The organism is Dyadobacter sp. 676 (genome assembly GCF_040448675.1).
Lineage (GTDB): Bacteria > Bacteroidota > Bacteroidia > Cytophagales > Spirosomataceae > Dyadobacter.
The window spans coordinates 1,116,729-1,139,068 of sequence record NZ_CP159289.1 but is presented as its reverse complement, the minus strand read 5'-3'; the positions used below and the strand labels follow the sequence as shown (position 1 = coordinate 1,139,068).

Genomic DNA, 22,340 nt, shown 5'->3' with positions numbered 1-22,340 from the left:
GATGTAAGTATAGAAATAATTCTAGGCGTCATCATTCCAGGCTGACTAAAAATAGCCGCCATGTACAACTCCCGTGCTTACCTGTTTCAGCTGCAATAGCCGGCGGGTTGTAGTTTCGGGATTAGCTCGGGGAGACTTTGAATGCCAAGTTTTTCAAAAATAATCCTTTTATATACGCTCACAGTGTTGGGGCTGATTCCGGCTATCCGCGCGATTTCGGCTCTCGGCTTTCCGGATATCAAAAGGTTGGCTATGATCCTTTCCCTTTGGGTGAGCAGGCCTGTCAGCGAATTACTGGTCAGCTGGAAAAGGAGCAATTGCTCGATATCCTGGCTGACAAATTTTTTTTGTCTTCCCGTTACCAGGACTTCTACGGCCTGGAGAATCTCGGCAGGAGTCGCCGAATTGGAAACAACCGCGCTAGCGCCCAGCCGTATATAAAAATGGGAGTCGGCCAGCTGGTCTCCCAGATCGACCAGGATAGGAAGGTCGGCGCACCGGTCAAGGATATTTTTTACATGCTTTACGATTTTACTGTCTTTGGCCGAAACCGCGTCAAGGATCATCAGATTGAACGGGTGATTTTCGATGGCAATACCCGCGGCCTGCAGGGAAGCAACTTCCATAAAGCTGGCCTGGAAAAATCGGGTGGCGATAGTTGACCGAAGCCCCAACGTAAAAATCGGGTTATCGGAAACGATCAAGATATGCATAGGTAAAAATGGGTGGCAGATGAGGGGAACGTTGAAGTGGGTGAAAAATCCGGGCAGTAATTACTGCCCGGATTCGGATCTGGTATTACCTGATCACGGCCACTTTGTGTGTGCTGATAGTGCCGTCAAACAGGGTCAGGGTAATGGTGTAAGTACCTTGCTGGAGCTTTGACACATCGATTCCCTCGGATGTGATTTTCAGGCTCTGGAAGATTTTTACACCGGCAGCGTTATGTAAAACGACTTGTTTGATCTGCTGATGGTTGCGGATCATGAGCCTGTCGCTTACCGGGTTGGGATAAGCTGTCAGCTGCGAGTGGACATCCATACGTACGCTGCGGATGGCGCTGTACGCGAAGGTTTCATCCGCATCGATCATTTTCAGACGGTAGAGGTTTTCGCCAATCACCGGGCTGGCATGCTCGAATGTATACTCAACCCTTGATTTGCTTTCGCCTTTGGCCGCTACCGTTCCCACCAGGGCCCAGGTTTTGCCGTTGGTGCTGTGCTCGACCTCGAAGCGGTCGGCATTGGTCTCCTCGGTCGTTGCCCAGGCCAGCATCGTTTTGCCTTCCTGAACACGTGCCTGGAAGCTGACCAGTGTCACCGGCAAAGGGTCTGCCCATTCCAGGCTGTAAATGGCAGGCGTTCCCAATACACCGGCTGTATCTACCCATGCATATTCAAACGAAGTGCTGATATCGCCGATGGTCGCCTCGGTAAACTGGACCTGCAATTTAAGCGGGTCGAAGTTTTTGATCTCTACCCCCAACATTACCGGCTGCCCGTCGTACAAGAGCGTGGTATTGGTCGGAAGGACGGTGATTACCACTGTTTTGCCGCTCAGTGATGCGGATGTGGGCTGGTCCTCGGGATCGCTACCGGTCAGCTCGGGCAAATTACCGCTCAAATTAACGATGTCCCCCACTTTTGGCTGGTCGATGATGCGGTGGTAGGGATCGGCCGAAGGTGCGACTTCGATGCCGAAGTTGGCATTGGTCACATCCACATTCAGGACTTGTACGTTGGTGAGAATACCGCTCACAGCGTCATCGCTGCCCGCGCCTGCGCCCAGGTTTTCACCCATGTTCAGCCAGCCTCCCGGAAGCGAAGGCGTGGTTGAGCCAGCCGCTGTCTGGTGCAGCACGATGCTGTAAGTTCCCGGAGCAGTTATGCCAAAATCATAGGAACCGTTCGCATTTACAGCCACAGTTTTAACCGGCGCACCAGTGGAATCCACCAGTGTTACATACAGGCCCGTAGGTATCGGGTCCGGTGAGGTAGTGTTGACGGTGACATCTTTCAATCCATTGGCATCATGGAAGACATTACCCGACAAAGAAACCGGGGCAAAGCAGGCCTCAGGCGCATTGATCGTCACATCGACGGATCTGACCAGCTGGCATTGGCTCGCATTGTCGGTTACAGTCACCGTATAAGTGCGGGGGGAATTGGTGGTCACTGTCGGATTGGCAACAAAGGCGTTAGACAGGCCAGTCGACGGGCTCCATGCGTATGAATAGCTGCCCGAAGAGGTTACATTCAACGGCAAAGTGGCCGAAGCGCCTTCGCAAAGGGCTACATCACCGGCGGTCGCTGCAATGGTGTTGGGGTTTACCACGACCACCACTTCCTTGTAATTGCTACAACCGGTTGTCAGGTTAGTTTGCGTCAGGCGGTAGGTCTGTGTTGAAGTAGCTGCCACAGTAGTGGATGTGCTGTTAGGGCTTGCCACGCCGGTCAGCGGGCTCCATTGCCAGGTCGTATTCGCCGCAGGGGCCCCCACCAGCGACAGTGTCGCCAGGCCCCCTTCGCAAATCGCCGTGTTACCGGTGATGGAGAAGTTGGCAGGGTTGTTGACTACCACAACTACCTGGTCGGTGGTGGTACAGCCGTTCAAGGTTACGCTGACGGTATAAGTCGTTGTTGCGGTGGGGCGCACGGTTGGCTGTGCTACATTGGCCGGGCCTACTATGCCGGCTCCCGACCATGAATAGGTCGCGCCAGCTATCGCCGGGGTACCGATCACGGTCGACTCTCCGGGGCAAAGGGTCGCGTCAGAGCCTGCATCCGCGGTCCGGCGAACTGTCACTTCGTCGGTAAACACGCACCCACTTGGAAGGGTAACAGTGACCGTGTAGGTGGTTTCACTGGTGACGGTGGCTGTGGGGTTAGCGGCAGTGGTGCTACTCAAACCGGTAGCCGGTGCCCAAAGATAGGTCGCCCCTGCCGGCGCGGCCGGGTTGCCTGCGGCTCCGTAGCCGATCGCGATCGGTCCGGCAGGGCAGACGTTCTTGTCGGCCAGTTCAAGGCCGGTCACCTGGTTAACCGTCACGGTCACCTGGTCGCTGGCCGGCGTCGTACATCCCGGATAGCTGACTTTGACGGTATAGGTTGTTGTGGCTATCGGATCAAGTACGGTCGGGTTGGCGACTGTATTGCTGCTCAAACCGGTGGCCGGCGTTACGCCATCGGCCATAAACCATTCGTACTGGGCGAAAGGCTCCGCTTCACGTCCCAGCTGGACCGGCTCTCCCTGACAGGTGGTTACCGCTGGGCCAGCATACTCACCCGCATTAATTGTATTACGAAGCACGACGGTGTCTTTGGCCACGCAGTTCGATAACGGATCGGTGACCGTCAGGATAAAGCTCTGAGGGCTCGCAGCGGCAAACTGGACCTGTGGTTGGGCATCGGTCGGGCCGGTACCATTGGTCCAGGCCGCGTTGGAAGGCTCCCATGAATAGGTCCAGCTTGTACCTTCGGGCGCGGGGCTCCCCAACGTAACGGTGGCCCCGTTACATACGGCACGGTCGTTACCCGCGTCAGCCACAGGGGCCGAAACGTTAACTGTTACCGAAGCCTGATTGGTACAACCGGTGGCAGTTTCCGTAACGGCTACATTAAATTGGGTTGTGCCGGCAACCGTTGCCGTCGGATTGGAGACGGTTGCGCTGCTTAGACCTGCTGCTGGTTGCCACAAATAAGTAAAGCCGGCAACAGGCGCATTGCCAATTTGAATGGCTGTGTTTGGACATGTGTTCTTATCCTGCGTTGGAAAAGCAGGCAATGACCAGCTTGGCGGGTTAATAACGATCGACTCGCTGCAAGTAATGGAGGCATCGTACTTGTTGGTAACCGTTACGGTGATGGTCGCCTGTGAAGTAGAAGTGATATTAACCGAAGCAGCCCGGTAATTGTCCACCAGATTGGCAGGGCTCCACGAGAAATTGTAATTAGCCGCATCTGCAAGGGTAGTCCCAAGTTGCAAGCCAGCAGCGCCGAATACCTTCGGGCACGCCTGTGGAGAGAGTGTCACAATTTCAAAATCACAAGCCTGGCCGGCGCAAGCCTGGACCAGCACATCTGCCGTACATGAAACGCCGTTTAAGGTTACCGTACGGCGGAACCTTGTCACGCCGCTGTTGCTTTTCAGGTAGGCATCCTTACCGGAATTGGCCGTTTGCAATACCGTGCCGCTGCCCGAGACAACGCTCCATGTGTAGGTAGCTCCCGCTGCATTCTCTTCGCCGGAATGCCTGCTCCATGCAGGCCCGCAAATAGTTTCATTTTGATCAGTGATCGCAGAATTAAGGACCGACACTTTTACCTCGTCCGTAAAAGTACAGCCGCTTTTCACAGCCGACACGGTGTAGTTGATTGACCCTCCGTCAACGGTTGCCGTACCCGCATTGAATACGGGGTTTGCCCCCTGTGAAGCGGACAGATACTGGCCCGGCGTCCAGGTGTATGCAAATGTATTGTCGGCAGTGCCGCCCAAAGTGACCGACGTATTTTTGCATACGGTTTTGTCGGTGCCTGCGAATGCCAATGTGCTATTGGGGGCGTTAACCGGCGTAATGGTTACGTCATCTGTGGTCGTACAGGTTGCGCCGCTCTTTTGCCGGACGGTAACGGTCAATCGGTAGACAGTTGCCACGGTCGGATTGGCGATGGGTTGCGCACAAGTGGTACAGCTCAGGGTAGAAATAGCTGCGCCGGAAACCCGTGTCCAGCTGTAAGTAACGGAAGGGCTCGAAACAGGAGGCGCGCCGATCTGCACCCCACCGGCGCCCTGGCACATGGAGCGGTCCGGCCCGGCATTGGCGATGGCCGGTACGATAGTTACCTGGTCGATATCCTTACAGCCGGCTGCGTCGGTGACCTGCAAGGTATAAGTAGTTGCCTGCGTTACTGCCGGGGTTGTAAAGTTGGCCGCGCTGCCTACCACGGCGCCGGATGTACTGCCGGCATACCATTGATAGGTGTAAGAACCTGCTCCCCCTGTGGCCGAGCCGTTCAGGGCAACGGTATTGCTACCGGTGCCGCACACAAACCATTGCGGACCATCCGCGTTGGCGATCGGGGCGGTATTCGCACCGATGTTTACTGACGCCACTTGCGAGGCGCCGACCGAATCCAGTTCACAGAAAAAGTTCTTGGCAAACACCAGACGCCGGTAGTACAGGGTTTCGCTGGAAGAGAGCGGTTGCAAATCCTTGAATACCTCACCGGGCATATCTTCCCAGGGGCCGGTGGAGCTGGTTGCCTTTTGCCACTGGTAGCTGATGGTGGCCGTAAAGCCGGAAGGCGCCGTCACACCGACTGCATTACCTTCGATCACTTGGGGGATACCCAGGCTGCAAGCGTCCTGGGTCATAGGCGTAAGGGTGCTTTCTGAAACCGCAAAGCCGTCCGGAAAGGGCTTCTCGCTGAGCTTGATGACAAAGCCGCTGGTAGCTGTGGTGGTCAGGTTATAGACGCATGCATTCGGGTCAAAATCGCTGGTTTGCTGGAAACTGCCGCTGACAATGATCTCCCCACTATGATCGGCCGTCATCCGGTAATTGCTTTCACTTCCCGCACCGCCCACGGACTTCGCCCAGACAAAGTCGCCCGCGGGCGTCATTCTGGCGATGTATACATCATAGCTACCCCTCGACGCCAGCGTGGTACCGCCCAATGTCATGCTTCCCTGATACATCCCGGACATGTAGACATCATTGTTGGCTGCCAGCGCCATTTCACTTACGCCAGTGCCAACCTTCTTGATCCAGGCACGCGTCCCGTTAGCATTTAGTTTCAAAAGGTTCATCGCAGTGCCGCTTGAATAATCTCCGGCATAGACATCGCCGGCCGCATCGACCAGGACGGCTCGAAACTCGCTAGCATCAGTGGAAACGTTCGACCATGTCAGAACACCGGTGCTGTTTAATTTAGCCACAAAGGCGCCAGCTGCAAAATTGCCAATCCCGGTAGTGCTGCCTGCCGTAATACCCGCAATATAGATGTTCCCTGCCGCGTCTGTGTCTACGCCATATATCCCCTCGGTAGCCGTTCCGGCCGCCCCTAGCCTTCGCACCCATTGAAACGTGCCGGCCGTATTGACTTTTGTCACAAAGCCGTCTTGGGTGCCGGCGACAGCAACAGAAAAAGAGCCAAATGTACCGGTTCCTAAGCGCATATGTCCAGACACTAATAGATCTCCTGCCGGGTCAAACGTAAGACCCCACCCGTTATCGTTGCCCCCTGCACCCATTCTTCGTGCCCAAACGAAATTTCCGCTTGTATTGAGCTTTAATAGGAAAGCGTCTTGATCGGTGGTCTCCCCACCGTTTTCAACCAGATTGCTTACCCCGGCATTGGGATCGAAATCTACCGTGCCGGTGAAGTAGCCGGTTACATACACATTTCCGGCCGCGTCTGCTACCGTTTTGTGACCGCGGTCTGCACCTGCGCCACCGATGCGCTTAGCCCATAGGTAACGACCAAACTGGTCATATTTGGCAACAAAGATATCAGTACTTCCAGCCGAGGTAAGGTTCGCTGTCGCTGCCGCGGGATTGAAATCCACGGTTCCATCAAAAAAGCCCGTTACATAGACGTTTTTAGCCGCGTCTGTGGCAATCCCATAAGTAAAACAAGTCTGCCCGGTCAGCAAACCGTCGGCCCATTGAAGGCCGACCTGCTGGGCCTGCACCCTGAAAGCAGTAATACAAAATAAGGACAGAATTAGCCATATTGCCCGGAGTCGTTTGATGGGCTTGTAGAACTTGCCGGCCGGGTTGCTTGCCGGCGGCATTTCATAGTCCAATTGTAAGTGTTTGTGCATAAGTTAATGTGGTTGGTAAAAAATGTTAGTACTTGAACCGATCAGAGTTGTTCCTCATAGGCAGATGAAGTTTAAATTATTTGACTTTTGGTTACATTTTTTTTGAAACACAAAACCTTCCTCGGGGCAAGCCCCAATGCTTGCCTACGTGATTGAATTCCAGAAGTTTTTGCGTGTAGGGTTCGGCATGGTCGTGCCACCCTGAAACTGAATGTCAGGTCATCCGGACGTCCGGAAACCTGATCACATTACCGGTAATACTCTCGCAGCTATGCAACTATTTCGACCGGAGCAAATCTAAGCATAGGCGAGGAAAAATGTTGACGAATACCGGTTGGCATGGACAGGAGATGTCCATACAAAATTTTAGAAGTTATTCTACACTTAAAGTCATGTAAAAAACAACGGGCAGCAACGGAACGAAGAGTGTTGCCGATTTTATCCGAAAGAGGTGGTAAACGCGAAAGGGTGTATGGAGGCCGCTTTTCCAGGGGGAATGGTGTTGATCAGTAATGTTTCCAGGCCCGCATGTAGCGGCTGATGTCTTTCAGGTCGCTCCTGGAAAGCTCCGATTTACTGAATGCCGGCATCACGCCCAGACCGTGCCTGATCTGGAATCGCTTAACGAACCCTGGCGCGGGATTGGAATTGATCGCCATGCCGAGCCCGCCTTCGCCGCCGGGGTGACATTTTTGGCAATGGGTCATGAAAAGTGCCTCGCCGTTAGCAATTTCGGCACGTGCTGCATTAAAACTGCGCTCTTTCAGCGGCTCCGACCGCCTCGGAGCACACGAACAAATGCTGAGCCATACCATAAGGCAGGCCAGCGTTATTGATTGCTGTTTCATCTTTTTGCTATTTTCCAGACGACTCCCGTTCCCGCTGTTGGTTTGGGGCCGTTTTTGTCAGTTGTAACGATGCCGAAATCGACGATGTAAAGTTGTTCCCCCGAACGGCTGAATTTCACGGATACCGGCCGCTCGAGTCCTCCGCTTCCCAGGTAACTGGCGGGAGCGTTTCGTTTTCCTTTATTCACTACAAAATCGCGAATGACGCCGGTTTGCGGGTTGACTCTTACGACCTTGAAACCCACCGGCGCGACTACTTTCCCAACCCCTGGAGCCATATCGCCGAATTGTGCAACGAACGCTTCCCCTTTTGCGAAGAAGCCCCCTGTGTCGAAATCAAAGCCGTTGGACGACGAATGCACTCCCAAAACGGCTGCCGGTTGGGGCGGCTGATTGGGATGTTTTTTTAGAAGACTCTGCGCAGCAGGCTTGCCCGGGCCCTTGAATTCGATGTCCCCTTCCAGTATCTGATGTCCGGAAAAATCGGGAAAACCATACCACGTGCCCGGTGTGATCTCCCATAGCAAATCCCCGGCTCCCCAAATGGGCCTGCTGCTGCGTTCGTCATAGCCATTGTCGGTTACAAACAGTTTGCCGTCGGCATTGAAGCGCAGGCCATACGGATTGCGCAAGCCCCAGGCAACGAGCTCGGGTGCGCCCCCCTGCAGAGGTATGCGCATGATCGCGCCCGTGCAAGGTACTTTGCCTTTGATAACCTGGCCCGGTCGGGTAGTTGTCCCGAATGCCGAGTACGCGCCGGTGACAACTTTGCGATTTGTCGCGGCGGTGTCTGCCGACTCGAAATTGTGACCCGCCAGTTCGATGTCCTGGCAGGGAATATCGTGAAAATCCGGCTTTCTTTTGAGCCAGCCGAATTTGGCATTATCCGGCCCCACGACGCCGGAATTGGTGGCCGCGCCCTGACCAAAGTAAATGTAGTCGCCTTTAATCGCCGGGCCGTTGGTGTGGTGGTCGCCGAAAGCAGGCAGGTCACTGACAAGCGCCGTGATCTTGCCGTCCATGCCGATACGAAGGATTTTGCCGCCGTTTAACTGGCCGCCTTCCGCAACATAGAAATTGCCGTCATGGTAAACAAGCCCGGTCCAGGGGCCATTTTTATCGCCGGTCGCGATAACGGTCTTGCTGTTATCGCCATCGATACGTATCAGCCTGGGCGCTGTCCAGACCTCCCCGTAACTATAACCGGCTTCGATCACGTACAGCCGTCCCTGGTCGTCGAAGTCACAGGCGGTAGGGAATGTCAGATCTGTAATTACGGGGGTAATGGTGTATCCGCGTGCGATTGCGATGGCGGCGGTGTCGAGCTTCCTTTGGCTGACGGCCGCTATTTGTCCGCCGCCTTTGGAGCGGCGCATTCCGTAACACCCGGCCAGCAGCAGCGCCACCAGGGCGCAAATTGCAACGGAATGCAATCGGGCGGTCGGTTTTGTTCGTTTGTCGAGGTAACTTGTTTTCATCTTCAAGGTGTGAATTCAAGCGTGAATTTGGCGTATGGGTGCGTTAAAAAGCGTGCCAGCGCTTGATGGTCCCCGGATTATCCAAGTCCCCCGGGGTCTGAATCAGACCGACCAGATCAGGTCGTCGAAATGGACTTCGGGATGTAATGCCCGTATCAAGGTAGAGCCTATTCCCATAATGCCCTGGCAAAAGGCCAGGTTGATTTGCAGGTTCCAGGGATGTTCGGCCGCCATGTATCCCGCATAGCCATCGGGATGACCGCCGAACCGCAGGATTTGTGCATACCAAAAATCAGCCGCACGTTCGATAGTGGGGTCATTGCCTATTTGTGTAATGCGGTCGAAGAGCAGCGCAAGACCTGCCGCGCCGTGCACGATGCCGGCGTCTTTGATGAGGTCCGCATTCTCCTGACGGCTTATGGCATAACGCCGCAGATCTTCACGGCCGCTACGCGCCCACGCCGCATTGTTGAAGGCTATTCCCGCGCGTAACAACGTATAGCCTGTTTCGATATCGCCCGTGTTCCTGCGGCAGGTTTCGATGTAACTGACGGCTTTCTGAGCAATTCCCTCCATACGTTCGGCAGGGCACAGACCCATTTCGACGATCCTGGCCAGAAAAAGGAGGACGGCAGCGGTTTCGTCGGGAGAGAAGAGGCCCGCTTTCGGGGACGTGTGGTTCAATCCTGACTTCCAATAGCATCCGTCGGGGGTGTGTATTGCGTAGCGCGCGATGCCCTGTACGAGCTCTTCAACAATGGATTGCGCGAATGACCGGTTATAATAGCCGCGCTGCAGAAAATACAGGCCGTAGCCCAAAGCCCCGTTGGCCAGTCCCCCCCAATTGGCCATTGTACAACTCCGAGCGCATTTTTTTTAGCAATACGGCATCGATGTCGCTGAGAAATACGTTTGGGTCGATGTCCAGCACGCCCGTCCGGCAAAGGTATTGCGAAACGGCGCCCAGGCCGGCGAAGTCGTTCGGATAGGTTTTTTGAAAGTCGCTGTCGATCATGTCGCAAGCGTGGTCGAATGCCCGTCGCGCCTCGTCGAAGTATTTTTTTTGACCCGAGTGCACCGCATACAGGTAAGTGAAAACAGACACGCCCAGATATCCCCGGGCAAAACCGAAACTATTCAGCTGCTGTTTGTGCATGCTCACGACTTCATAGATTTCATCGATTTTGGCGGCTGCGATGACCGCCGAAAGTCCTGCCGATATGCCTGTTGATGATGATGTTATTGATGTCATTGTCCTGTCTCATTTGGTGTTACGCAAATGTGTATCGCGCCCACGGTCCGACCGGAACTTTTTAGACCAATTCTGTTTCTGTTTCGACGAACCCGAGAATCACATTGGCGAAGGGGCGTTCCGACGGAAGGCCGGCTTTGTCGATGAAAGCGGGCTGTTGGCATAAATTGTTTGTCGCCGGTTGATTTGGGTGGCAAGTTTGAACGTCAAAAATGCTAAACCCTTCCGTCTATGTCTATCGTGTCCCAGGGGTTCTTCATGCTTCGTCGTCCCCGGTATTCGCTCGATCTCCTTTACCGGTTTAATGAGCGTGTAAACAACCGGCCGGAGTTGTTCGAGGAAGAACTTATCCGCTTTTTTTCGCAGCCTTCCATGCTGGAAGCCATCTACGTAGCATCGCCGGAGCTATACGCCTCATTCATCGGCCTGCTCGAGGGAAGGGTGAGGACGAGTGTAGCCGGCCTGCTTAAGACTTTGTATAAATACTTCGTAAGAATGACTTCCCGAAGCACGCCGTACGGCCTTTTTGCAGGCTGTGCGATGGGCGAGATAAGCGATACGACGAACATCCGGTTCGACGAAACGGCGCCGCCCGAAACCCATGTGAGGCTCGACATGAATTACGTAGCCGAAGTGGCGGAAGCGATCTCCCGGCAAACCGAGGTCCGTTCCCGGCTGAAATTTTATCCAAACACAAGCCTCTATCGGATTGGCGACACCTACCGCTATGTCGAATGTTCATTGAACAATCAAAAAAGGGCGTATGTGCTGGCCTCCGTGGAACGCAGCGCATACCTGGATCGGGTACTCCTGGCTGCGAGGGACGGATGTTTAGTCGGCGAATTGATAGATAGCGTCACATCGGCGGACATCGGTCGTGAAGAAGCGACATGGTACATCGATGCCCTGATTAACGCCCAGATCCTGGTTTCCGAGCTGGCGGCGACGGTTACAGGGCAGGAATTTTTTTTCACTATAACCGAAAAGCTGCGCGGGATCGGGGAGGCCGAGAAAGATTTATTCCAATTGGAAAAAATTACGGAGCTATTGCGCTCGGCCGAACCTGGTATTGGCAAATACAAGGCGGTGGAGTCGCTGGTGACGAAGCATTTCGCGATAGCCGGCAGTAAGGACCTGATCCAGACGGACCTTTTCTTCCGTCCCCGGTCATGCACGATCAGCGGGCGTGTAATCGAAACGCTGACAAAAGAATATAAAAATCTTGCCTTCCTGGGATTACGGAACCCTCAGCCGGAAATGGAATTATTCAAAAAGCGGTTCGCCGACCGTTACGGGCAACGTGAGATGCCGCTGCTGGAAGTGCTGGACTGCGAAACCGGGATCGGCTATGGGGATGTCATGGCCGGTAAGGCGGATAACCTTCCGCTATTGGAAGACCTCCGGTTCCCGGGGATCGCAAAGCCGGGCCTTGCCGATACTTCGCCTCTGGCCGTATTTCGGGAGAAACTCTTCCGGCAGGCGGTCACCGACGGTGAAAACCGCATTTCACTCACCGACTGTATGCTGAAAGACCTGCAAAAGCAGATGAATGCTACGGCAGAGGACCCCGATAGCTTTTATCTGTTCGGTAATCTTATCGCCGGTTCGGAGCAGGATATGGACCGCGGGAATTTCAAGTTTGCATTCAAAGCGATGGGAGGGCCTTCCGGCTTGAAACTTCTCGGGCGTTTCTGCCATGGCCACGAACAACTTGCGGAACGGGTAAAAATGGCCGTAGCAGAAGAAGAGCGATCGGTGAGCGACGTCGTCTTCGCAGAAATCGCACACCTGCCCCAAGCGAGGGCTGGTAACGTGCTCATGCGACCGCACCTGCGGGATTTCGAGATCCCTTATCTGGCCGGCTCGTCGATGCCACGGGAAAATCAGATCACGCCCGACGACCTCATGGTTTCGGTGTCGGCCTCGGGGGGAGATCATATTATGGTCTAAACGATTAAATAAGAGGATTATCCCGCGGCTTACCAATGCACATAACTTCTCGGATGGCCTGCCGGTGTATCGGTTCCTCTGCGAACTGACATACCAGCACGATTACCGCTATCTCGGCTGGGATTGGGGCCATCTCTCGTCAAGTGCATTTCTGCCGCGCGTCGAATACAAGCATTGGGTCCTTAGCCGGGCAATGTGGAATATCGAGCGGGAAACGGTTACCGGCCGTATGGGGAAAGATGCCCTGAGCGCCGCAGAATGGAGAATATTGAGAAAAGCTTACGGTATTCCCCGTTTCGTACAGCTGCGCCATGGCGACAGCGAACTGCTCATCGACGGAAACTCCGATTTTGCGGTGGAGGTGCTCTGCAATGCGATCAGGAAATACGGGAAGGTAACATTGGCGGAGTTTCCGGAACATGACGAAAACGGCCTCCTGGGCGAGCCGGGCGCGCGGTATGTACATGAGATAATACTGCCGTTGATAAAGCGAAATGACCCACTGCCCGAGCAGCCGTCCCCGAGGCAATTCCGGGCAATGGGCCCCGCTGCCGTCAAGCGCGACTTCATCGTCGGAAGCGAATGGTTGTATGTTAAAATTTATACAGGCACCCGTACCGCGGATCGTCTTCTGGCTTCGGTCATTAAGCCATTCGCCGACCGCCTTGTGGCAAACGGTACCATCGAAAAATGGTTTTTTGTCCGTTTTGCGGACCCTGACCATCATATCCGCCTGCGTTTTCGTCAGGGAAACAATCCTTCGTTCTGGCAAACCGTACTGACGCAGCTTCATCCGCTCATGGAGCCTTTGCTTTGTAACGGGACGGTCCACAAAGTGCAACTCGATACCTATAAGCGGGAATTGGAGCGTTACGGACGGCATGCATTCGAGGAGGTGGAATCTATTTTTTTCGCGGATAGTTGCGCTGTTTCAGGTTTGCTGGGGATGTTGTCGGGCGACGAAGGCGAGCATTACCGGTGGCTGATCGGTTTGCGGGGCACCGATATGCTGCTGGACGACATGGGATTTACGCCGGAACACAAAAAGCGGCTGGTAGGGCGCTTGCAGGAGCAATTTTTCCGTGAATTCGGCGGCGATACCAACCTGAATGTGCAGTTGAACACTAAGTACCGTCTGCATCGGGAAGAAATAGCACGTTTTCTCGACCCGCGGCAGGATGCTTCCAACCGGATCGAAGGAGCGATCCGGTTGTTTGAAGGACGGTCTGCGCGTGTCATCGCGTCTATGGCAGTCCTGTTTCCCCTTGCCGAAACGGATGTCGGGAATTTCGCCGGCAGCCTGGTACACATGTTCCTGAACCGCCTGTTCGTTTCGCAGCAGCGTGAGCATGAGCTTGTTGTTTACCATTATTTGAAGAAATACTACGAGTCGAAGCTCGCGAGAAAGGAAAATGTGCCGCGGAAGGCATTTTGCGGAACGGATCATTAATATTTTAATGGATAATCCTCATATTTGCCGGGTAAATGTAACCACATTGGGTTACCATTGATATTTGGAGAGCGGTTTTGCCCCGCACAGACATAGCGGTCATCGATCACAATCCGGATCAGTTCGAATATGACAGGAAAAATCAGTTGCCTCATCGTGGACGATGAGGAGCCGGCTCATGAAGTCCTTAAATTTCTGATAGCAAAGGTTAGTTGGTTGACGTACGCGGGAAGTTGCTACAATGCGCTGGAAGCACTGGAGATGATACCGGAAGTAAAACCGGATATTATTTTCCTCGATGTAAACATGCCCGAACTCTCCGGCCTCGACCTGCTTAATATTGTCGATGCGTCGGGCTCCCATGTGATCATGACCACGGCTTATCCCGAGTATGCAGTGGATGGCTTTACATTTGATGTTACCTCGTTTTTGTTAAAGCCAATCGGATTCGACCGCTTCCTGAAGGCCGTCACAAAAGTCAGAAAGCTGATCGGCAACGCTGCGGAAAAGGGGAGGCTGGAACCGGAGGCGCCGGATCTGCCGCAGGGCGATCAGCCCGGTCCGGTTCAAATCCCTGAACAAAGGGCCGATGCCGGTCAGGAGGAATATATGTGGATCCGTGCCGACAGGAAAATGTATTGTGTCTGGTTTAAGGACATTTACTTTATCGAAGGATTGAAGGATTATGTAAAAGTATACTATACCAACGGTGTACTGGTGACGCTTGCCTCTATGGCCGCTATGATGAACCGCCTGCCTTCCCCGACTTTCGTGAGGACGCACCGGTCTTACATCGTTAACCGCAATATGATAAAAATGATTGAAGGCAATATGGTGACGATGCTGAACGGCCTGAAAGTGTCGATAGCCGTTTCGCCGGCCCGCGACGAAGTGATCCGGCAGCTGACAGAAAGGTAAAGGCTTGTGAATGAATGATATTGCAAAGAAAAGCTCCCTCATCGAAAGACTTCTGTTTCCCCGCACCCGGGGGGCTGAGGATTACTTATCACGTTTGCTTCTGGGTATTGTTTGTCCTGCTGCATTACGCGTACGCATTGCCCACGCTCGCGCGAAAGGCTTCGGATGCCAGCGTTACCATTGCCAGTTTCCTTTATTTTTTGAAGGTCATCCCTGAATATTACCTCTGCGTAGCGCTCTATTACATCCTCCGTACTTATATCCGTGGTTTTCTCCTTTTCTTCGTTCTTTTCATCTCCGCGCTCGTTATAAATCACCTGTTTTCTGTGCTGTTGTTTACCTGGGTTGATTATGCTTATGGGCTGGAAAATATGACCGAAAGGTTCAGGTTGTTTGCGAAACTCTACCTCACGCCATTTAATTTCCGGGATCCTGGTGCATGGCTGGTATTCAGTAACGACATTTCGGAGGTGCAGTTTTTTATACTGCCCGCTTCTCTGAAAACGGCGAAGTATGCAGCCAATGAGCATGTTATGCGGCAAAAGATCGAGAACGATGCGCTTAATATGGAGCTGAAAGCGTTGAAATCGCAGATCAATCCGCACTTTGTTTTCAATGTATTGAATGCCGCCTACGCCAGGATTTTGCCTATTTCCGAAGAAGCGGCCGGATATTTGCACAAGGTCTCCGAAATCCTGCGACTGTCCCTTTATGAGATGAACGACGAGTTCGTCAGGCTCGAAACGGAACTTGCCTATATGAAGCTGTATGTGGAGCTCGAATCTATCCGGAGCAACAGGCGGTGCAAGATCAACATAGAGCAACACGGAGAAGTGTCGGACGAGCACCGTGTACCTACCATGTCATTGATCACGCTGGTCGAAAATGCGTTCAAGCACGGTGTGCACGCTACCCGGCAGGATTCGTTTGTAGACATTCAGATAATCGCCTCGGGTGGTTTTCTCGAGTTCGACATTATTAACAGCAAACCCACCCAGCCGTTACGCGGCAAATCCGCAAGCGGCGGAATCGGGTTGGCGAACCTGGAAAGAAGGTTGGGAATTTATTATCCCGGCCGGTACGAATTCGAAAAGTCGGAAACGGACAATGAATTCAGGGTTTTGGTTAAAATGCCGCTGGAACAATCCTGATACGATGCTATCCGTACTTTCGTCGAGTTCCGGCTTGCATTGGTATAAAAAGTTGAAACGGAATGTGTTTGCCGGCTTACTTCGTGGGCATTAATCACCCATAAACAGTAATTAACCAATGAGAAAGCAAGCACCAACCGGGACAAAACTTGAACTGATCAGATTCACGGTAGCGCGTCTTAATGACTTCTCGAGGAGCGGCAAAAGAAACTTTACCGATTCGGATACGACGGTCAGTACTATCGCATGTAGAACCATCATGATGTAGCGTGAGAGCATGATTCATCGCTTTTAACACAGACCTGCCTGACCGCAGTAAAGGCATTGGACAGAATAGAGGCCACATTGCGAAGGCGTGCAGAGGAATGAATCAGTTTTAAAGGAAGGCGCGCCGGATACTTCCCGGCGCAATTTGTTCAGATCGTAGTGACTCGAGTAGATGTATATTTGCAGGAATAAACGGCAACCATACATTTACCATTCCGGCCACGATGGTGCAGCATACCGATTTTCCATTACACGAACTTCCGATTTCGCGCTTCATGGCGGCGGAGAGCGGGCTGGCTTTCGGGGAGCATGCGCCCAGCCACCGGATCAGTTTTTTTGCGATCGTATGGTTTTCGGAAAGTGGCGGCACGCATTTCATCGATTTCGAGTCATTCCCGATAGTGGCTAATGAAGTCTTTCTTCTGTCCCCCAACCAGGTCCATTCCATTCCCGCAGCTACGTTACCGCCGGCAAGAACCATTGTGTTCGCGCGCGATGTTTTCGACCGCATCGACGAGCCGTATTTGCGGCAGATGTTCCTTCCCTTCGAAAATACGGCCTTCGCGATTCCAGCCGACATGGTGGCACCTTTGACGCACCTGTTCGATCTTATTCTCATGGAATATGGCGGTGAGGCGGACATTTCGTTGCTTCTAAAATACACGACAGCGCTGCTTACGCACCTGTACCGGTTTGGCCGGCACAACCACCGGATAGCCGGGGCAGGGGACCACCGGCTCGTGAAATTGTTCCAACTGATGCAGACGCATTACCGGCATGAAAAATCGGCGACGTTCTATGCCCGGCAGATCGGGCTCACCCCCAAGCGGGTCAACGAGCTCCTGCGCGAAAAAATGGGGACTACCTTAAGCCGGCTCCTTTACCGGCTGATACTCATCGAGGCGAAGCGCGAATTGTACCACGGGAGGCACTCTGTGAAGGAAATTGCTTACCGGCTGGGATTTAGCGACCAGTCGTATTTTGCCCGTTTCTTCAAGAAACAGACCGGGTTAACACCCGACGAGTTCCGCGCCGGAGCTGGCCTGAAGATGTGAGTCGGTAACAGGAGATGTTCAAATTGTCCTGATCTTCGGACAGATCGTGCGGACCTTTCCGCTCCATATTCCGGATATTTGCAGGATCGAGTTGCGTACGCAAAAACAGGATCGCATTCTGTTTTTTGATTTGCAAATAGTGGCTTTGCGGCCTTCTGTTTCGAATAGTGTTTTCGTGTGTTTGGCAAAAGTGGCTGCTTTTATGGCAGCCACTTTTTGTCTATATAGTTTTAAACATACAAAGCTGCCATGCGGCGGCACTCCTCGGCGCAGCGGCGGCAGATCGTCGCGCAGCGTACGCAATGGTCCATTTCCGGGAAACGTTCACATTCTTCCGCACACGCGTCGCATACCTCCGCGCACGACTGGCACAGGGCGGCTGCATGCGGGCCGCCCATGCTCATAAGCCGCACGGCTGCGGTACATACTACCGCGCATTCGCGATCGAGGGCGATACAGAGCGACATCAACTTAATGTCGTCCTCTTTCAGGCATTCCGTCGCGCAATGTTCGCATTCGGCAGCGCACAGGAAACACGCTTCTATGCAGCTGCGATAAGTTTGAGTGATCATAGGAAACAGGTTTAATGGTGACTGCCTCTCCTGGGAGAATAGCCCTTCGCCCTCAAAAACCATTCCTACACCGCAGTGCCGTTCGCTTTGCTATTTTCTTCATTGAAAAAGAGGAACAGATCGGTACCGACGGGCTTGTACCCCAGGATGCGGATCATATTCGCCAGTTGCCCCCGATGATAAGTGCCGTGGTTGACCATATGGCTGACCGTCTGCCAGTAGGGCATTTCGAGCGCCGCACCGGCTCTGGTAATAAAATGCAGCGGTTGCAGCATGGTTTCCTCAGCTTTCGACTCGAATACGCGTAAAATCTCTTCCTGAATGCCGAGCCAAATCTCCGAAACCGATTCGGCGGAGCCGGTATCCCAGGTGTCGGGCGGGAGCACCAGCGGCTTTCCCTGCCAGCGGTTGAGCCAGAGCCAGTCGGCTTCGAGTAAATGCACGAGGGTCAGCCTGACGGACGGAAAACTGCCCCCGATCTCCCCGGTGAATTCTTCCCGGGTAAGATCTTTGATTTGCTCGGTCAGGCGGCGGTTTGCCCAGATATTATAGGAAAGTAGCGATCCGATTTGAAAGTTCATTAGTCGTTTGATCTGTTGATGTCCGAAATTATCGTCTAATCTTTCCCAATGCAAGGCCGTGCGACGAAGCCGGGTTTAATTTTGCCACCGTTAGCGTAAATGCTGGGCGGCAATTCGGGGTAACCGATGTAAATTAGCCCTGGAATCGACAATCTTAAATGAAACAAATCCTTGATAACCCCGTTTGGCATGCACTCAACGCACACAACAGCGCTTTGGGCCAGGTGAGCGGCATTGTGGCTTATTTTCGGCCGGGAATAGCCCCTTTCGCCGCTGTGGAAGGCCCTGTCCCAGACGGTCTGCGGATGCTGCACGAAATTGTGCCATTCGGCAACAATGTGATATTCGTACGCAATGAAAATGTGGAAATACCACGTCCATGGCAACTGCTGGCGGCGATCCCGGGGTACCAGATGCTGTACATGGGGCCCGACTTCCCTCGAACGGAAGGCCCTGTAACCATCCCCCTCACCACCGAACACATTCCTGAAATGATCGCATTGACAAGCCTTACCAACCCGGGCCCTTTTGCGACAGAAACCATTCGTTTCGGTCACTACGAGGGTATTTTTGACAACGCCCGCCTCGTAGCGATGGCCGGTCAGCGGATGCATCCCTATGGCTTCGCCGAGGCCAGCGCCGTTTGCACCCATCCCGATCATCTGGGCAAAGGCTATGCGCGCCATTTGCTGTTACGCCAGGTCAATCGTATTCAGCAGGCGGGCGAGGTACCGTTCCTGCACGTCAGAGCAGACAATGCGCGGGCGATCGGCGTATACGAAACGCTGGGTTTCCGGATCCGTACGGATATGTATTTTTATGTGTTGAAGAAAGGATCGGACCAGTGACCTGTACAAAGGCAGGGACTAATCCGTGAGCTTTTCAGCAAACCAACTCTGAGCTTTTTAACAAAGTCCGGCGATGGGGGACAAGGTACCTTTGCATTGTACTTAAAACACAAAGACAATGGCAAAAGTATGGTTTATCACAGGCAGCTCCCGCGGATTGGGACGCAGCCTTACGGAAGCAGTTTTGAAAAGCGGGGATAAAGTCGCAGCTACTGCCCGCAATATTAGCCAGCTCGACGACCTCGTGGCGCAATATGGCGATCAAATCAAACCCATCGGCCTCGATGTGATCGATTATGAACGTATTTACCACGCAGTGGCCGAAGCCATAACGTATTTCGGGCGTATCGATGTGCTGGTCAACAATGCGGGGTTCGGCATTATCGGGGCTGCGGAAGCATTCACCGGGGAGCAGGTCCGCAGCCAGCTCGAAACCAACCTTTACGCACCTATCGAGGTTACGCGTGCCGTGTTGCCCTACATGAGAAAGCAGCGCAGCGGCCGTATTTTGCAGATCAGCTCGATAGGAGGCCGGGTAGGGAATGCAGGACTGACGATGTACCAGGCAGCCAAGTTTGGCCTGAGCGGCTTTACCGAGGCATTGTCCAAGGAAGTGGCTCCGCTCGGTATTTTCGTGACCAGCGTGGAACCCGGCGGTTTCCGTACCGACTGGGCGGGCGCTTCCATGACCTATGCACGCGAAATTGAAGGTTATGACATGGTCAATCAGCGTACCGATTACTTTAAATCGGGCCAATTTGTGCCGGTAGGCGATCCCGAAAAAAGCAGCGGATGCCATGGTGGCATTGGCCGCACATCCGGCCCCGCCGGTCCATCTCGTGCTGGGTAGCGAGGCCATCGCCCTGCTCAAAAACGCCGACGAGGCGCGGAAGGCCGAAATGGAGGCGTGGCTGGACGTAAGCCTTTCGACCGACCACGACGAAGCTGAAGATTTTCTGGAAACCTCGATGGGCAAGTGGTATACAGGGGTTAAAAAAGATGCCTAATTGTTAAATTTGCTTATGATCGATTCCAAATCCGACAGGCATTTATCTTCCATCGCGTATTCGTGCTATTTCACCCGGAACCGCGAAGGGGAGCAGTTCGCACCCGAGCACGTTTTCAGCTACCAGATATCCGGCACGCTCACCGTCAACAACGGCGAAAAGGAATATATGTTCGGGGAAGGCGATTACCGGTTTATCCGGAGGAACCAGTTGATCAAGTTCGTGAAACAACCACCGGCCAACGGGGTTTTCAAATCTGTCTCGGTATATCTGAACCAGGCCGCCTTACGCACTTTCGCCATGGAACACGGGTATTACTCCGATCACGGCAAGAGCCAGGCGGTCGAACCGGTCATAGCCCTGAGGGGAGGCAGTCTGATGAAAGGTTTCATGGATTCACTGAGGCCGTACAGCGAGGACGACCAGCTGATCGACGAGGAATTGCAGGCGTTGAAGGTACGTGAGGCCATTATGATCCTGCTCCGTTCGGCGCCTGCCTTGAAGGACGTACTGTTCGACTTCAGCGAACCCGGCAAGATCGATCTGGAAGCATTTATGAACAAAAACTTTCATTTCAATGTGCAGCTGAGCCGTTTCGCCTATCTGACAGGCCGCAGCCTGGCGACATTCAAACGCGATTTCGAACATATTTTTCATACTTCGCCCAGCCGCTGGTTGCAACAGCGAAGGTTGCAGGAAGCGCATTATCTGATTAAGGAAAAGGGCAGGACAGCTTCCGATGTGTACCTCGAAATCGGTTTTGAAGACCTGTCGCATTTTTCTTTCGCATTCAAGAAAATGTACGGCGTGCCCCCGTCGCGGTTGGCAGGTTAATCGAAATAAAGCTAAAAAGCCCCGCAGACGATCGCTTTGCGGGGCTTTGCGGTTAAAACCGGTCAGTAAAAATCCCGACTTAAAACCTTATGATAAAATCGGGAATGTAACTGCTAATACATCAATGATTTATCGATTTTGCCGGGCGGCCGCGCTGATTTGCCTTGTCGTTCAGTCGTTTGCACAAAGCCCCGACTTCACGCAAGTACCGGGTACGGTGATTGCCCACAGTCCGGCGGCCTCGGGCCTGTACATCGGCTCTCCGAGTATCGCGATCCTGCCGAATGGCGATTACGTCGCATCGCACGACTTTTTCGGGCCGAAATCGAACGAGCATGTGCGCGCCATCTCGCGTGTGTACCGCTCGCGTGACCGCGGAAAAAGCTGGCAGCAGATTTCGGAAATCAACGGACAGTTCTGGTCAAAGCTGTTCGTATATCAGGGTAAGCTCTATATGCTTGGTACCGACCGGCATCACGGTAACATGATCATCCGGAACTCCGCCGACTACGGTCGGAACTGGACCGAACCGACCGACGACTCGCATGGCCTGCTGAAAGCGGGCGAGTACCATTGCGCGCCAATGCCGTTGATCGAGCACCGCGGCCGGTTGTGGCGCGCAATCGAAGACGCCGCCGGGCCGCCGAAGCAATGGGGCAAGCGTTATAGCGCTTTCGTAGCGTCCATTCCACTGGGCGCCGATCCGATGATTGCTTCCAATTGGCTTAGTACCAATGTGATGCGTTTCGATTCGACTTACCTGGACGGTCACTTTACCGGCTGGCTTGAAGGTAATGCCGTGGTAATGCCCGACGGATCGGTAGCTGACGTTTTGCGCGTCGACGACAGGACGACCCTGGAAGAAAAAGCCGCCATTGTCAGGATCAGCGAAGATGGGAAAACGGCCAGTTTTGATCCGGATAAGGATTTTATCAGTTTCCCCGGCGGTAGCAAAAAATTCACCATTCGTTTTGATCCTAAAACAAAACTGTACTGGACGTTGACGAACCTGATCCCCGGGGAAGTGAAGAAAGCGAATGCGGGTAAATCACCTGCGGGTATTCGAAATACGCTCGCGCTATACAGTTCCAAAGACCTTATCACCTGGGATTTTCGCGAAATCCTCCTGCGACATCCCGATGTGGTTCGTCACGGTTTCCAATATGTCGACTGGCTATTTGACGGCAGGGACATCGTTTTCGTGTGCCGGACCGCATTCGACGATGGCCTGGGCGGTGCGAGGAACAATCACGATGCGAACTTCCTGACGTTTCACCGCATCAGGAAATATGCAAAGCGGTGAC

At 53.5% G+C, this 22,340-nt stretch carries 19 protein-coding genes; 11 read left to right on the top strand and 8 right to left on the bottom strand.

Annotated features, from left to right (window positions below; translation table 11 throughout):
- Positions 1–86 precede the first annotated feature (86 nt).
- From ABV298_RS05210 to ABV298_RS05185, 6 genes are all read right to left on the bottom strand, one after another.
- Positions 87–713, bottom strand: a complete 627-nt coding sequence (locus ABV298_RS05210; RefSeq protein WP_353721114.1) for a response regulator transcription factor — start codon at positions 711–713, stop codon at positions 87–89.
- 85 nt (positions 714–798) lie between these two features.
- Entirely contained in the window at positions 799–6,825 is a 6,027-nt protein-coding gene (locus ABV298_RS05205) for a T9SS type A sorting domain-containing protein (protein WP_353721113.1), read from the bottom strand.
- 506 nt (positions 6,826–7,331) lie between these two features.
- Positions 7,332–7,673 carry a cytochrome c gene (locus ABV298_RS05200; protein ID WP_353721112.1) on the bottom strand — a complete coding sequence of 114 codons (342 nt, stop codon included), beginning with the start codon at positions 7,671–7,673 and terminating at the stop codon, positions 7,332–7,334.
- Entirely contained in the window at positions 7,670–9,106 is a 1,437-nt protein-coding gene (locus ABV298_RS05195) for a glucose dehydrogenase (protein ID WP_353721111.1), read from the bottom strand. Before ABV298_RS05195 ends, ABV298_RS05200 begins: the two co-directional genes overlap by 4 nt.
- Before the next feature lie 147 nt (positions 9,107–9,253).
- Positions 9,254–10,003, bottom strand: a complete 750-nt coding sequence (locus ABV298_RS05190) for a hypothetical protein (RefSeq protein WP_353721110.1) — start codon at positions 10,001–10,003, stop codon at positions 9,254–9,256.
- Positions 9,930–10,403 carry a hypothetical protein gene (locus ABV298_RS05185; RefSeq protein WP_353721109.1) on the bottom strand — a complete coding sequence of 158 codons (474 nt, stop codon included), beginning with the start codon at positions 10,401–10,403 and terminating at the stop codon, positions 9,930–9,932. The genes ABV298_RS05190 and ABV298_RS05185 overlap by 74 nt, the downstream gene beginning before the upstream one ends.
- Before the next feature lie 231 nt (positions 10,404–10,634).
- Here ABV298_RS05185 and ABV298_RS05180 point away from each other — a divergent pair, with 231 nt between their 5' ends.
- The 5 genes from ABV298_RS05180 (at position 10,635) to ABV298_RS05160 (ending at position 17,194) form a co-directional block, all read left to right on the top strand.
- Positions 10,635–12,353 (top strand): lantibiotic dehydratase family protein, encoded by a 1,719-nt coding sequence (locus tag ABV298_RS05180; RefSeq protein ID WP_353721108.1) that lies wholly within the window; start codon positions 10,635–10,637, stop codon positions 12,351–12,353.
- Positions 12,241–13,803 (top strand): thiopeptide-type bacteriocin biosynthesis protein, encoded by a 1,563-nt coding sequence (locus ABV298_RS05175; RefSeq protein ID WP_353723144.1) that lies wholly within the window; start codon positions 12,241–12,243, stop codon positions 13,801–13,803. Before ABV298_RS05180 ends, ABV298_RS05175 begins: the two co-directional genes overlap by 113 nt.
- Before the next feature lie 129 nt (positions 13,804–13,932).
- Positions 13,933–14,721 (top strand): LytTR family transcriptional regulator DNA-binding domain-containing protein, encoded by a 789-nt coding sequence (locus ABV298_RS05170; protein WP_353721107.1) that lies wholly within the window; start codon positions 13,933–13,935, stop codon positions 14,719–14,721.
- 14 nt (positions 14,722–14,735) lie between these two features.
- Positions 14,736–15,872: a histidine kinase gene (locus ABV298_RS05165; RefSeq protein WP_353721106.1), complete on the top strand. Its 1,137-nt coding sequence runs from the start codon at positions 14,736–14,738 to the stop codon at positions 15,870–15,872.
- Positions 15,873–16,363: 491 nt separating this feature from the next.
- On the top strand, positions 16,364–17,194 hold the full coding sequence (locus ABV298_RS05160) for a helix-turn-helix domain-containing protein (RefSeq protein WP_353721105.1): 831 nt from the start codon (positions 16,364–16,366) through the stop codon (positions 17,192–17,194).
- A gap of 230 nt (positions 17,195–17,424) precedes the next feature.
- Here ABV298_RS05160 and ABV298_RS05155 read toward each other — a convergent pair whose 3' ends face one another.
- Positions 17,425–17,505 (bottom strand): four-helix bundle copper-binding protein, encoded by an 81-nt coding sequence (locus ABV298_RS05155; protein ID WP_353723143.1) that lies wholly within the window; start codon positions 17,503–17,505, stop codon positions 17,425–17,427.
- On the opposite strand from ABV298_RS05155, the gene ABV298_RS05150 reads away from it, so the two are divergent.
- Positions 17,497–17,781, top strand: a complete 285-nt coding sequence (locus ABV298_RS05150) for a hypothetical protein (protein WP_353723288.1) — start codon at positions 17,497–17,499, stop codon at positions 17,779–17,781. The two genes, ABV298_RS05155 and ABV298_RS05150, sit on opposite strands and share 9 nt — an antisense overlap.
- Before the next feature lie 50 nt (positions 17,782–17,831).
- Here the strand turns inward: ABV298_RS05150 and ABV298_RS05145 are convergent, their stop codons facing one another.
- Positions 17,832–18,347, bottom strand: coding sequence for a DinB family protein (locus tag ABV298_RS05145; protein WP_353721104.1), 516 nt, complete (start codon positions 18,345–18,347; stop codon positions 17,832–17,834).
- A 158-nt stretch (positions 18,348–18,505) separates the two neighbouring features.
- Here ABV298_RS05145 and ABV298_RS05140 point away from each other — a divergent pair, with 158 nt between their 5' ends.
- The 5 genes from ABV298_RS05140 (at position 18,506) to ABV298_RS05120 (ending at position 22,339) form a co-directional block, all read left to right on the top strand.
- Positions 18,506–19,195, top strand: coding sequence for a GNAT family N-acetyltransferase (locus ABV298_RS05140; RefSeq protein ID WP_353721103.1), 690 nt, complete (start codon positions 18,506–18,508; stop codon positions 19,193–19,195).
- 118 nt (positions 19,196–19,313) lie between these two features.
- Positions 19,314–20,045, top strand: coding sequence for an SDR family NAD(P)-dependent oxidoreductase (locus tag ABV298_RS05135; RefSeq protein ID WP_353721102.1), 732 nt, complete (start codon positions 19,314–19,316; stop codon positions 20,043–20,045).
- Entirely contained in the window at positions 19,993–20,202 is a 210-nt protein-coding gene (locus ABV298_RS05130; RefSeq protein ID WP_353721101.1) for a hypothetical protein, read from the top strand. Before ABV298_RS05135 ends, ABV298_RS05130 begins: the two co-directional genes overlap by 53 nt.
- 15 nt (positions 20,203–20,217) lie before the next feature.
- Positions 20,218–21,036: an AraC family transcriptional regulator gene (locus tag ABV298_RS05125; protein WP_353721100.1), complete on the top strand. Its 819-nt coding sequence runs from the start codon at positions 20,218–20,220 to the stop codon at positions 21,034–21,036.
- A gap of 124 nt (positions 21,037–21,160) precedes the next feature.
- A complete protein-coding gene (locus ABV298_RS05120) occupies positions 21,161–22,339 on the top strand; it encodes a sialidase family protein (protein WP_353721099.1) in 1,179 nt (392 codons plus the stop codon).
- Position 22,340: the final 1 nt, after the last annotated feature.